This is a genomic window from Allocoprobacillus halotolerans (genome assembly GCF_024399475.1).
Taxonomy (GTDB): Bacteria; Bacillota_I; Bacilli_A; order Erysipelotrichales; family Coprobacillaceae; genus Allocoprobacillus; species Allocoprobacillus halotolerans.
In genome coordinates this window covers 837,244-850,188 of record NZ_CP101620.1, presented here as the reverse complement: position 1 = coordinate 850,188, position 12,945 = coordinate 837,244, and the positions used below count along the sequence as shown (strand labels likewise).

Annotated in this window: 12 protein-coding genes and 1 pseudogene; 12 read left to right on the top strand and 1 reads right to left on the bottom strand. The window is 32.7% G+C overall.

Annotation, left to right across the window (positions count from 1 at the left end; genetic code table 11):
• Positions 1–88 precede the first annotated feature (88 nt).
• The 9 genes and pseudogenes from NMU03_RS05170 to tnpA (NMU03_RS05130) all read left to right on the top strand — a co-directional run bounded on the left by NMU03_RS05170 (position 89) and on the right by tnpA (NMU03_RS05130) (position 9,935).
• Positions 89–1,084 (top strand): Gfo/Idh/MocA family protein, encoded by a 996-nt coding sequence (locus tag NMU03_RS05170; RefSeq protein WP_290141602.1) that lies wholly within the window; start codon positions 89–91, stop codon positions 1,082–1,084.
• A gap of 83 nt (positions 1,085–1,167) precedes the next feature.
• The gene (locus tag NMU03_RS05165) at positions 1,168–2,493 is read left to right on the top strand and encodes a PTS sugar transporter subunit IIC (RefSeq protein WP_290141601.1); all 1,326 of its coding nucleotides are present in this window, start codon (positions 1,168–1,170) and stop codon (positions 2,491–2,493) included.
• Between the two features lie 87 nt (positions 2,494–2,580).
• Positions 2,581–3,555: a DUF7916 family protein gene (locus NMU03_RS05160; protein ID WP_494337170.1), complete on the top strand. Its 975-nt coding sequence runs from the start codon at positions 2,581–2,583 to the stop codon at positions 3,553–3,555.
• Entirely contained in the window at positions 3,552–3,995 is a 444-nt protein-coding gene (locus NMU03_RS05155) for a heme-binding protein (protein ID WP_290141599.1), read from the top strand. The genes NMU03_RS05160 and NMU03_RS05155 overlap by 4 nt, the downstream gene beginning before the upstream one ends.
• Positions 3,965–5,404 carry a 6-phospho-beta-glucosidase gene (locus NMU03_RS05150; protein ID WP_290141598.1) on the top strand — a complete coding sequence of 480 codons (1,440 nt, stop codon included), beginning with the start codon at positions 3,965–3,967 and terminating at the stop codon, positions 5,402–5,404. Before NMU03_RS05155 ends, NMU03_RS05150 begins: the two co-directional genes overlap by 31 nt.
• Before the next feature lie 15 nt (positions 5,405–5,419).
• A complete protein-coding gene (locus NMU03_RS05145; RefSeq protein ID WP_290141597.1) occupies positions 5,420–5,923 on the top strand; it encodes a VOC family protein in 504 nt (167 codons plus the stop codon).
• A gap of 516 nt (positions 5,924–6,439) precedes the next feature.
• Positions 6,440–7,756: a group II intron reverse transcriptase/maturase gene (ltrA, locus tag NMU03_RS05140; protein ID WP_290138291.1), complete on the top strand. Its 1,317-nt coding sequence runs from the start codon at positions 6,440–6,442 to the stop codon at positions 7,754–7,756.
• Positions 7,757–7,898: 142 nt separating this feature from the next.
• On the top strand, positions 7,899–9,107 hold the full coding sequence (locus NMU03_RS05135) for an IS256 family transposase (RefSeq protein ID WP_290140083.1): 1,209 nt from the start codon (positions 7,899–7,901) through the stop codon (positions 9,105–9,107).
• 382 nt (positions 9,108–9,489) lie between these two features.
• Positions 9,490–9,935 (top strand): annotated as a pseudogene (gene tnpA / locus NMU03_RS05130) (IS200/IS605 family transposase).
• Positions 9,936–10,083: 148 nt separating this feature from the next.
• On the opposite strand, the gene NMU03_RS05125 reads toward tnpA (NMU03_RS05130), so the two are convergent.
• Positions 10,084–10,359: a winged helix-turn-helix transcriptional regulator gene (locus tag NMU03_RS05125; protein WP_435372944.1), complete on the bottom strand. Its 276-nt coding sequence runs from the start codon at positions 10,357–10,359 to the stop codon at positions 10,084–10,086.
• Between the two features lie 177 nt (positions 10,360–10,536).
• Here NMU03_RS05125 and NMU03_RS05120 point away from each other — a divergent pair, with 177 nt between their 5' ends.
• The 3 genes from NMU03_RS05120 to tnpB all read left to right on the top strand — a co-directional run bounded on the left by NMU03_RS05120 (position 10,537) and on the right by tnpB (position 12,900).
• A complete protein-coding gene (locus tag NMU03_RS05120; protein ID WP_290141596.1) occupies positions 10,537–12,186 on the top strand; it encodes an IS1634 family transposase in 1,650 nt (549 codons plus the stop codon).
• 106 nt (positions 12,187–12,292) lie between these two features.
• Positions 12,293–12,556, top strand: a complete 264-nt coding sequence (tnpA, locus tag NMU03_RS05115) for an IS66 family insertion sequence element accessory protein TnpA (protein ID WP_290138208.1) — start codon at positions 12,293–12,295, stop codon at positions 12,554–12,556.
• Complete coding sequence (gene tnpB, locus NMU03_RS05110; RefSeq protein ID WP_290140619.1) at positions 12,553–12,900, top strand: IS66 family insertion sequence element accessory protein TnpB; 348 nt, start codon at positions 12,553–12,555, stop codon at positions 12,898–12,900. Before tnpA (NMU03_RS05115) ends, tnpB begins: the two co-directional genes overlap by 4 nt.
• Positions 12,901–12,945: the final 45 nt, after the last annotated feature.

The following is a 12,945-nucleotide window of genomic DNA, read 5'->3' as shown; positions in this document are numbered from 1 at the left end:
TTTCTATACTTTTGTAAACGCTTTTATTTATTTTTTTGTTTGATAAAATGAAGGTGCAGTAAGGAAAAGATAGAAAGAAGGAGGCCATATGAAAGTAGGAATTTTAGGAACGGGGATGATAGTCAAAGCGTTATTAAAGACTATTGATTTATTAGAATTTGAAAAAATATATATTTTAGGAACAGATCAGACAAAAGAAGAAACTGAAGAACTTGCTAAAAAATACAGTCTAGAAAAATGTTTTTATGATTATCAAGAAATGCTGAAAAGTGATGTAGATACAATTTATGTTGCTTTACCAAACCATTTACATTATATGTTTGCAAAACAGGCATTGCTTCATGACAAACATGTGATTATTGAAAAGCCAATCACATCCAACTACAAAGAATTACAAGATTTGATAGATATTGCAAATCAAAGAAAATTGATTATTTTAGAAGCTATGAATATTCATTATTTACCAGCTTATCAGTCCATGAAAAACATCCTCCCAAAATTAGGGCAATTAAAAATCATTTCTTTGAATTATAGTCAATATTCCTCAAGATATAATGCCTTTAAATCAGGAACAGTATTACCAGCCTTTGATTATCATAAATCAGGTGGGGCATTGATGGATATTAATGTTTATAATATACATTTTGTTGTTGGACTGTTTGGTAAACCACAAAAAGTCACATATTTGGCAAATATTGAAAGACATATTGATACAAGTGGTATTTTAACATTGGATTATGACTCATTTAAAGTTATTTGTATTGGCGCAAAAGATTGTAAAGCACCGATTACATCTTTAATACAAGGAGATCAAGGATGCATTGTTTTACATAAGCCAGTTAATTCATTTATGGAATATGATGTCATGCTTCATGATCAAGAAAAACAAACATATCATTTTGATGAAAATAAACATCGTTTGTATTATGAATTTAAAGAATTTATTTCTATCATTGAACAGAAAGATTATGATCGTGCAAATGAAATGTTGATAATTTCATCTATTGCTAGTGAATTGATGCAGGAAGCAAGAAAACAGGCAGGAATTCAGTTTGATAGCGATACAGAAATGTTTCATTCATAATACTTATTTTTAATAAGCTTGATAATATCAAAAGCCTTACTGAAATGTTTAGAAAGAAAATATAAAAAGGAAAGGAAGAAAAAATGGATACATTTTCAAATCATTTAATTAATTTTGGACAAAAAGTCACAAAAATTAAAATTTTAAAAGTTATTCGTAGTGCATTTCAACAGTTTATGCCATTTACAATTATTGGAGCGATTGCGACATTATGGACAGCTGTTATTTGTAATAATCAAAATGGTTTAGGGGCCTTATGGGAACCAATCATGAAATTAGATTTCTTAAATCCAGCTTTTACAGCGGTGAACTTCTGTACAATTGGATGTATTTCTATTGGTATTGCATTATTTATGGGGATAGAATTAGGGAAAGAAAATGGTGTGAGAACAACATTTGCAGGTTTATTAGCAGTACTAAGCGTATTTATTGTTTCGCCTATACAAAATATTGTGACAAATGATGAAGGTGAAGTTTTAGCAACTATCAAAGGTATCTTTGAAAATAATTTAAGTTCTAAAGGTATGTTTACAGCGATGATTGTAACAATTGTTGTGGTGACTATTTTTTCAAAATTATGTCAAGTCGAACAACTAAAAATTAAAATGCCTGAACAGGTTCCTCCGGGAATTTCAAAATCTTTTGAAGATTTAATTCCAGCCGGTCTTTCAGTTGTGATTATATCATTTGTTGGATTGGCAGTGAATTTATTGACAGGTGGTTTATATTTAAACGATTTAATTTCAAAATTTATTCAACAGCCACTTATGGGAATTGGTGGATCACTTCCAGGTTTCTTAGTATTTGCTTTTTTAATTTTGTTGTTCTGGTCAGTTGGTATTCATGGAGAAAGTATGGTCAGTGGTATTTTAAATCCATTAATGACAGCTTTATTATTAGAAAACTTAACAATGGTACAAGCTGGTGGAGAAGCTACTAATATTATTAACTGGGTATTCTTTAGAATATTCTTATGTACAGGTGGTACAGGCTTTGGTTTAGCATTAACATTAGCCATTTTCTTAGTAGGAAAACGTGCAGATAATAGAGCGATTGCGAAAGTCGCTATTGTTCCAAACTTATTTAATATTGTTGAAGTCAATATTTTCGGTGTTCCTATTGTTTTGAATCCAATTTTAATTATTCCATTTATTTTAGCACCAATTGTATGTATTTTATTTGGATATTTTATGACATTCATTGGATTATGTCCGGTTTATTACATTCAATTACCTTGGACAATGCCACCATTTTTATTTGGATTTTTTGCATCTGGCGGAAACTTTATGGGTGGGCTCATACAAATTATAGCAGTTATTATTTCAACACTTATTTATATGCCTTTTGTCATGGCTTATGAAAAACAACAAAATAAAGAAGATGAATTACGTTTAGAAAGTGAAAATTAAGCAAAGAATATCCTATCTTTAGGATATTCTTTGTTAAGGAGGTACAGTAATGGCAGTTATGCGTTTGATTAGTAATTCAAGAAGTGAATTAAAGATTTAAATGCGAGAGAATTAAAAGCTTCTATTAAAGGTTCAGAAGGACGAGTGATTATGGCTCAATTAAATCCTCGTAGAAGTGTTTTGAATGATGTGACAAATCCAGAATTAGCTCAAGCAATGGGAGCGGATATGATTATGGTGAATGGTTATAGTATGAATAAAGATGAAGTTTTTATTGCTCCTAATGATGTTGCGCCAGCTCGAAGTGATTGGATGATTCAAGAATATCAGGGAAAAGAAAAAGGTTGGACCAATAAAACAATTCGTTTAAAAGAATTAAAAAATTATATTGATATACCAATTGGTATTTATCTTGAAACAGGACAATCACAAACTTTTGAAGAACAAGAAGTGACAACTTATGGGTGGAAAAATATTCCAAAAGGACGACAAGCATTACAACAGAACTTTGCTTTATTAAAGGAAGAAGGTGCAGATTTTGTAGTACTGGCAGGTAATCCAGGATCGGGTGTGACTTATGAGAATATTATTCAAGCAACTCAAATGTGTAAAGACATTGTGAAAGATGATATTTTGATTTTTGCAGGGAAATGGGAAGATGGAAACATTGAGCCAGTTTTAGGTGATCCACAATTGGGATTAGAAAAATCAAAAGAAATTATTCAACGTCTTATTGATGCAGGGGCGGATTGTATTACTTTGCCTATGCCAGGAGCACGTTTTGGCATAGCAACAGAAGATTTGCGTGAACTTGTGACATTCATTCATACTTACAAACCAGGAACATTGGCATTATCTTTTTTAGATGGTTCAGTTGAAGGCAGTGATCAAGATACAATTCGTCTTTGTACAATAGAGTCTAAAAAAACTGGTGCTGATATTCATGCCATTGGAGATGCTGGATTAAATGGTATGAGTATACCTGAAGATATTTATCAAATGGCACTCACAGCAAAAGGTAGACGATTAACATGGAAAAGAATGGCGGGCAGTAGACGATGATTAATGATATATTAATGCAAGAAAAAGAATATACGTTTTCTTGTTTTACACATCAAGATGCTTATTATATTGGACAAAATATTATCAATCAAATACAAGAATCACATGCAAAACCAGTACGCATTAGAATCACTTTACATAATGATATTGTTTTTCAATATTTAATGGAAGGAAAAACTGGAGAAACTTGGCTTGATAAAAAACAAAGAACAGTAGAAAAATTTAAGCATTCATCTTATTATATCTATTTACAAAATGAAGAAAATCACCAATACGATTATTTAAAAGATCAATATGCGATTTGTGGTGGCGGTTTTCCTATTACTGTCAATCATCAAGTTATTGGAAGTATTTGTGTTTCAGGTTTACAACATAATCAAGATCATCAATTAATTATTTATGCATTACAATGTTTAAAGGAAAAAGAAAAGAGGAACTAAAAAATGTTAAGAAAAGATTTTTTTGGGGTGGTGCCACAGCTGCGAATCAATTTGAAGGCGCATATTTAGAAGGTGGCAAAGGATTAAGTATTGCAGATGTTGAAAGAGGAGCCAGACATGGTGTGCGACGTCAAATAGATGAAAATATTCAAGAGGGTGTTTTATACCCAAGTCATAATGCGAGTGATTTTTATCATCATTATAAAGAGGATATTGCCTTGATGGCGCAGATGGGTTTTAAATGTTATCGTATGTCTATCGCATGGACAAGAATTTTTCCAAATGGCGATGATGAAAAGCCTTGTGAGGAAGGATTGCAATTTTATGATGATGTTTTTGATGAATTGCATAAATATGGCATTGAACCTGTTGTGACATTACACCATTATGAAATGCCATTAGCGTTAGTTAAAAAATATGATTCATGGAGAAATCGAAAACTTGTTGATTTTGCTGTAAAATATGCCAAAGTTGTTTTTGAAAGATATAAGAATAAGGTTAAATATTGGTTAACGTTTAATGAAATCAATGCGCTCTTTATTAATCCAAGACCTTGGCATCAGGCAGGAATTATATATCGTTATGATGAAAATGAGGCAGATGTGAAATTACAGGTGGCTCATCATCAGTTGCTAGCGAGTGCTTTAACAGTGATTGAAGGTCACAAAATTAATCCTGATTTTCAAATTGGCTGTATGTTAATTTATCCTTTGACCTATGCATATACATGTAAACCATCAGACCAGGTTTTAACGAGAGAAAAAATGTTAAAGACATATTATTTTGGAGATGTTCATGTGAGAGGGAAATATACAAATACTTGTCGTTCATATGCTCAAATGATCAATGGTCATTTCACAATGGAAAAGGGCGATGAAGATATTTTAAAAGAGGGAACAGTAGATTTTTTAGCTTTTAGTTATTATTTTTCTCAAGTAGAGAGTGATGAGCCACTTATGGAAGTTGTAGGGAATATTGCGAAAGGTGGAAGAAATCCATATTTAGAGATAACAGCGTGGGATTGGCAAATTGATCCAATAGGATTAAGAATTTCATTGAATAATCTATATGATCGTTATCAAAAACCATTATTTATTGTAGAAAACGGTATGGGAGCGATTGATAAATTTGAAAATGGAACAGTTCATGATGATTATCGTATTGATTATCTTCAAAAACATTTGACTGAAATGAAGAAAGCTGTTGATATAGATAAAGTTGATTTAATGGGATATACGATGTGGGGATGTATTGATCTTGTTTCAGCTGGAACTGGTGAAATGCGTAAGCGTTATGGTTTTGTCTATGTTGATAGAGATGATGAAGGTAAAGGTACTCTTAAACGTTACCCTAAAGACTCTTTCTATTGGTATAAACATGTGATAGAAACAAATGGGGAATCTTTATAAAATTGGAGGATAATAATGAAATTTAATGAAATAATGCATTTATCATTTTATACAGACCAGATGGATGTTATGAGAGATTTTTATGAAAATAAGTTAGGTTTAAAAGCAAAGATTATCATGCGATATGATGCTTACAAAGATAATCCTAAACGTCAAGCTTGGACCAAAAGAGCCAGAACACTTCCTAAAGATATTGCTTATATTTTTATTGAAATAGCACCGGGTCAATATTTAGAACTCTTTCCTAAAGCTGATGGTCAAAAAGAACATGAACCAGCAAATTCAAGAGTAGGATATTCTCATTTTGCATTAATGGTTGATGACATATTTCAAGCAAGAGAAGAACTTGTTCAGGCAGGAATAGAAATAGATGTTGAACCAAATAAAGGGCAATCCCAGACATGGCAAATGTGGATACATGATCCTGATGGTAATAAATTTGAAATTATGCAATATACGGATTTATCTTTACAACATCATGGAAATATTGAAGAAGATAGACAAAAATATAGCTTATAAAAAGGAAGTTTTTCATGACTTCCTTTGTTTTGTATGCCGGGCATGGCATATATCTAGGTGGTGAAAGTCCACTGTGGGGGCGATGTCGCAACTGCCAACCACTAGCCAATATCAAGGGTGTCTATCGTGAGATGGAATCTGAAAGAAGATGGAGGCAAAGTCCTGGTCCGAGGAACACGAATCACATCAGGCATATAATAGGGACGAGTGTGCAAAACAACACGAAGTCATAAGAGGTTGCGAATAGGACTATTATATGTAAATGTGGCGGATATATGGGAGGAAAGAGATATGACCTTATCCCGGGAGGTCTCACTAGCGATACAGCAGTAACAACGAATAGTGAGAAGTCAGCAGAAGTCGTAGTAGTAAGGAAGTGACTGTAATGGTCATGGAGCGAAGGACTGAATAAATCTATCAGTTATTGAATTTTGAATTGATTTCATTATACGAAACCGTGGAGATAGACGAGTACACTAGAAGACCCGAAAGAAGAATGTAGGGAAGGTGAGTATAATGGATAGCGAAAGAAATGGAGGTAACGAAAATATGAAAACTGATAACACATTGCTTGAGGAAATGCTTAGTGATACTAATCTAGAACTAGCATTTACACAAGTCAAACGAAACAAAGGTGCAAGTGGAGTAGATGGAATGGAAGTAGCTGAACTTAAAGACTATTTAGATAAACATCTAGAAGAAATTAAGGACAGTATACGAAACAAGACATATAAGCCACAACCTGTGAGAAGAGTAGAAATACCCAAACCCGATGGCGGAATACGAAATCTAGGAGTGCCAACAGTACTTGATAGATTTGTCCAACAAGCCATAGCCCAAGTGTTAATACCTATCTATGAACCAATATTCAGTGACAATAGTTTTGGATTTAGACCAAATAGATGTTGCGAAATGGCAATCATCAAAGCATTGGAATATATGAATGAAGGCTATCAGTGGATAGTAGATATAGACCTAGAAAAGTTCTTTGATACAGTTAATCATGATAAACTTATTTCACTTGTCATGAAAGATGTAAAGAGTGGAGAAATAGTATCCCTAATTAGGAAATATCTAGTAAGCGGGATTATGATTGATAATGAATATAAAGAGTCAGTCGTAGGAACACCACAAGGTGGAAATCTAAGTCCGCTACTCAGTAACATAGTTCTCAATGAACTAGATAAGGAAATGGAAGCACGAGGACTAAGATTCACACGATATGCAGATGATTGTATTATATTAGTGGGTAGCAGTAAAGCCGCCGATAGAGTAATGGAAAACATTAGTAAATTCATAGAAAAGAAACTAGGACTTAAAGTAAATATGACTAAAAGTAAAGTTTCCAAACCTAATGATATTAAATATCTAGGATTTGGATTCTATTATGACTCTTTTTCATCTATGTGGAAAGCAAAACCACATGAGAAATCTATCGCAACACTGCAAACAAAACTAAGGAGACTAACAAATAGAAGTTGGTCAGTATCGTGGGAATATAGAATACTTAAGATAAGACAACTTGTAAATGGGTGGATTAACTATTACCGTATTGGAAATTTTATAAAAGTCTGTAGAAAACTAGATGCACAAATAAGATTTAGGATACGTATGTACTTATGGAAGAAATGGAAAACCATAGGAAATAGAGAAAAGCAACTAAGAAAGTTAGGGGCATTACCATGGCAAGCTAAAACTTGGGCAAACAGTCGAAAATCATATGCAAGATGTGCAAGTACATTTCTTCAAACAAGAATAACTAATGATTTATTATATAGAAAAGGACTACCATCAATGGTAGCCCAATATCAGTTAAAACATATTTCAGTATAGATTTAAACCGCCGTATGCCGAACGGCACGTACGGTGGTGTGAGAGGTCGAAAATAAATATAAAATTGGTAGTAAAAAGAAAGTTGTGTAAATAACGACAAAACGTCAATACTTAAATTATAAGAAAGACAGGAGAAAACGTTATGGACACAACTTTTAATTCTAAAGATTTAATCAAACAACTTGTTAAGGAACAACATTTTACATCAACAACAGATGTCATGAACTGTATGAAAGAGATGTTTGCTGATGTTCTTCAAGAAACACTTAATGCTGAAATGGATGATTATCTTGGTTTCGATAAATCCCAAAGAAGAGCAGATTCTTCTCAAGAGAAGAACTATCGTAATGGTTCTACTAAAAGAACTCTTAAAACTCAGCTTGGTGAAGTTCAAATTAATGTACCTAGAGATAGAAATGGCGAGTTTGAATCTGGCATTATTGGGAAATATCAAAGAAATGCTGATGGTCTTGAAGAAAGAATATTATCCCTTTATGCAACAGGTATGTCCTTGAATGATATCAAAGACCAGATTAAACAACTTTATGATGTTGATATCTCATCAGAATTGGTAAGCAAAATTACCGATAAGATTATGCCTATTGTTACTGATTGGCAAAACAGACCATTAGATAATTATTATCCATTTGTCTTTATGGATGCAATACATTATAAAGTCAGAGAAGATCATCATATCGTGACAAAAGCATCATATGTTGTTTTGGCCATTAATGAAGAAGGAATGAAGGAAGTGCTAGGTATTTGGGTTGGTGCAAGTGAATCAAGTAAATATTGGACAGGAGTTCTTAATGAACTGAAAAGTAGAGGTGTATCCAAGGTTTCACTATTCTGCGTTGATGGATTGACAGGTTTTAAAGAAGCAATAGAAGCAGTTTATCCAACAGCTAGAGTTCAAAGATGTATTATCCATCAAATTAGAAACAGCACCAAATTTGTAAGTTATAAACATATCAAAGAATTCATGAAAAATCTTAAATTGGTCTACCAGGCAAATACAGAAGAAATGGCATTGAATCAGTTATCAGTCTTCAAAGAGAAGTGGAATAAGCATTATCCATCAGCTGTAAAGAGTTGGGAAGACAATTGGGATATCTTATCAACATATTTTGATTATCCAGTGGAAATTAGAAAGGTCATCTATACAACAAATATAATAGAAGGGTTGAATAGGCAATTTAGAAAGATTACCAAAACAAAATCATCATTTCCAACCGATGAAAGTCTAAGAAAGATATTATATCTGGCAGTAGAAAAAATAAGTAAAAAGTGGACGGTAAGATATAGAGATTGGGATAAGATCATGGCACAATTAAGAATAATGGAAGAATAAGAAATAAGTCGAAAAAACGTGATAATTTGAAAAAAGCTAAATCATTCATGAGAAAAAAGTCAGGAAAGTTTGATTAAGATACTTTTAAGCATCAATAATCAAATCATTCCTGACAGTTCAAAACTTGATAAAGATCATGAAATATATTCAAAAAGACATACATTATAGTATAACCAAAAAAGAACAGGGTATACTTAAAATACGAAGAAAATATAATAAGTTCTGAAGTATCCGAGTGAAGGATACGGAAGAACTCAATGGGCATTTCCCGCAGCTTGCTGCGTAAAGCCGAACGAAGTATGATATAATAAATTGTGTAAAACAATTTATTATCGAAATCACAGAGTGATTTCGCAATCATACGAGAGTGAGGGCGATGATAATGGGAAATAGTCAATTTATACATCTATCACATAATGTGAGTAATCTTGTTTACCACATTGTCTGTCCGGCAAAATATCGTCGCGTAGTATTTGATGATTCTGTTGAAGAACATCTGAAGCAAATTTGCCTGGGATAGAACTGAGATATGATTATATACATTTTCTTGAAATAGGGGCAGACAAAGATCATGTGCATTTTCTTGTTCAAAGTACACCTGAGTATGCTCCTTCAAAATTGGTAAAAATCATAAAAAGTATAACTGCAAGGCAAATATTTGCTGAGTGTCCGCAGGTCAAAAAACAACTATGGGGAGGACAATTCTGGAGCGACGGATATTTTATCGCATCTGTCGGTAAAAATCAAAACGAAAAAGTAATCAGAGAATATGTGAAAGAACAGGGTAAACAAGATACGGAATATAAGCAGTTGTATTTGAGTATATGATAGCATCGCATAAGCGAAGCGTGAAGATACCCAGGTCTTGACCCGGGAGCTTCATTAATTTAAGTGGTTGTCGTACTTTGTCGTTATTTACTTACACAACATTTTACGTATTCTCATAAAATTATTTATTTTCTCCTACTCGATTGTGTTATTTATTGAGTGTTTCCTTATAATGATAACCCCATTGTTCCATTGAGGCAATGACTGGTTTCATAGATTCACCTAAAGAACTTAATGAGTATTCAACACGTGGTGGAACTTCTGGATAAGCTGTTCTTACAACAATTCCATCACTGACCATTGATTTTAAAGTTGATGTAAGAACCTTTTGTGATATTTCTGGAAGAGATCTTCTTAATTCGTTATAGCGCTTTGTGCCATTTAATAAATCTCTTAATATTAATAATTTCCATTTGCTGCCAATAAGTTGAACTGTTGTTGCGACAGGACATTCAGGTAAATTTTCTTTTTTATCATATATATCACCAATTCTTTCTAACGTTAACTTCTACTACAATTATACATCTATAACGTAAAAATTAGAAAATATATGTTATAATAGATGTATGAATATACATCTATTATTTTGGAGGGACAGCGTATGAAATATAATCCTGTGGTTAGACCTGATAGAACTGTCATTGTCAAAAACAATGGACGTCAATATGTCTACTTAACTCAATGTGTTAAGTATTCTCCCCAATTAAAACGTTCTGTCCCGTCACGTGTTTCTATTGGCAAGCTTGATGAAAATGGCATGCTAATTCCCAATAAGAAATATTTTGAATTGTTTCCTGATTCTAACGATTTAGATGAACTCGGTGACAGAGCTGATTTTATTTCCATTGGCCCTCATTTGGTTGTAGATAAAATTTCTGGTCAGTTATCTTTATATTCTCTTCTTGAAACTGTTTTTCATGATAAAGCAGATAAGATCCTTGACATCGCTACCTATATGATTATGTCTGAAAATAATGTCATGCAGTATTTTGATGATTATGGCTATAGCCATTCTTTATTTAATAAAGCTAATTTTACAGACGGCACTATTGGAAAACTGCTAGGCTCTTTAACGGGTTGTCAAATGGATTTATTTATCAGGTCGTGGGTGGCTATGCAAAATAAGGATGGCATCTATGTTTGCTATGATTCTTCCAATATGAATACTGTGGCAGGGTCATTGACATTGGCAGAGTATGGACATGCGAAAGATGATCCTGACCTGCCACAGGTGAATTTGTCTATAGGATATAATCAGACAGATGAAGTTCCCATGTTTTATGAAATATATCCAGGAAGTATCATAGATAATACAGAATGTCAAAAAATGGTAGATAGAGCGAGATCCTATGGATGCAAAGATGTGGGATTCATATTGGATAGAGAATATTTTTCCATAGAAAATATAAAATATTTTGAAAGGAATGATTATGACTATATTCTTATGGCGAAAGGTAATGCAGCATTTATTACAAAGTCAATAGAAGAAAGTGCAGCATTGCTAAGAGAAGGGTATCAATACTATATGGAAGATTATGAGCTGTATGGGAAAACAATAGAAAAGGAATTATTCAATACAGGGAACAAACAATATATACATGTATATTATGATGGAGTCGCTGCTGAAAGAGAGAAGATCATCATAAATCAGAGATTTCATAAATTGGATCAGCAACTGGAAGAAAAGAGAAACAAGATCATAAAAAGGCAGGAAGATGTAGCGGGATATAAGAAATATTATAAGCTGAAATTTGATGAAAATGGATATTTTCAAAGTTATACAAGAAAAGATAAGGAGATAAAGGGACTCATAAATAGAGCTGGGTTCTTTACAATCATCACATCACGAAAAATGAGTGCAATAGAAGCGTTAAAAATATATAGAGATAGAGATGCGATAGAGAAAGTATTTAGAATGGAGAAGACATATTTAGGCAACGATGTATTTAGAGTGCATTTGGATGAACATTTAGAAAGCAAAGTATTTATATCATTTATAGCGCTTATCATAAGGAACGAGATTTACAAGTCATTAAAACCATTATATCTAAAAAACAAAAAAGAATATACAGTACCAAAGGTTTTGAGAGAATACGATAAAATGGGAGTAACAAAGTTATCAGATAAGAAATATCATATAAGGTATAAATTAACCAATAAGCAAAAGAAAATCTTAAAGCAAATAGGAATAAATGAAAAAGATTATTTAGAATTCGCAAGAGAAACTATCAAGCCATTAGATAAGGACTAATGGCTTGATATATTTATATAGAGTAAGCGTCAAATGAAATAGCACTGATATTTATAAAACAAATCATATAAAATGTAACTACCAATTGAAAAGGAGGTTTAGCTACATGAAATATGATTGGAAAAAGATCATTGATGATCAGCTGAACAGTGGACTCACTGTTAATAAATACTGTGATGAACATCATCTTGCTCTCAGCTCTTTCTATAAAAATAAAAGGAAGATTCAAAAGGATTCGGTTTCTACTGATATCTTTCTGCCTGTTGGAGTTATTGATGACATGCCAGCTCTTGTATCGATGAATATTGATGGTCATACTGTTGAATTTGATTCTTCATTGCTTGATAAAGTCATTGGTGCATTAAAATGATCATTAACACCGATGAAATCAAGAATATATATGTTTCAAGCCATTATGTTGATATGCGAAAGTCGATTGATGGTTTGACACAGATCGTGAATCTTCAGTTTCAGATGAATGTTCTTGATCATAGTTTGTTTATCTTTACAAACAAAGCCAGAAACAGGATCAAGATACTCTATTATGAATCCAATGGTTTCTGGCTGTTTATCAAAAGACTTGAACATGGCAGGTTCAAGATTGAAGAACATGATGATTCCAATACAAGAAAAATAACTTCCACTCAGCTCAACTGGCTTCTGGAAGGCCTTGAATTTGAAGAAAAATTCAAAGAAAAACAGCTTCTCATCTAATAATTCATATTGAAATATGGTACAATACTATTCGTTGAATTATTA

Bases quoted from the DNA above. Each gene is read 5' to 3' on its own strand.
- NMU03_RS05150 (WP_290141598.1), top strand. From the start codon at position 3,965: ATGTTTAAAGGAAAAAGAAAAGAGGAACTAAAAAATGTTAAGAAAAGA.
- tnpB (WP_290140619.1), top strand. From the start codon at position 12,553: ATGATCATTAACACCGATGAAATCAAGAATATATATGTTTCAAGCCAT.
- tnpA (WP_290138208.1), top strand. From the start codon at position 12,293: ATGAAATATGATTGGAAAAAGATCATTGATGATCAGCTGAACAGTGGA.
- NMU03_RS05170 (WP_290141602.1), top strand. From the start codon at position 89: ATGAAAGTAGGAATTTTAGGAACGGGGATGATAGTCAAAGCGTTATTA.
- NMU03_RS05135 (WP_290140083.1), top strand. From the start codon at position 7,899: ATGGACACAACTTTTAATTCTAAAGATTTAATCAAACAACTTGTTAAG.
- NMU03_RS05155 (WP_290141599.1), top strand. From the start codon at position 3,552: ATGATTAATGATATATTAATGCAAGAAAAAGAATATACGTTTTCTTGT.
- ltrA (WP_290138291.1), top strand. From the start codon at position 6,440: ATGGATAGCGAAAGAAATGGAGGTAACGAAAATATGAAAACTGATAAC.
- NMU03_RS05165 (WP_290141601.1), top strand. From the start codon at position 1,168: ATGGATACATTTTCAAATCATTTAATTAATTTTGGACAAAAAGTCACA.
- NMU03_RS05120 (WP_290141596.1), top strand. From the start codon at position 10,537: ATGAAATATAATCCTGTGGTTAGACCTGATAGAACTGTCATTGTCAAA.
- NMU03_RS05145 (WP_290141597.1), top strand. From the start codon at position 5,420: ATGAAATTTAATGAAATAATGCATTTATCATTTTATACAGACCAGATG.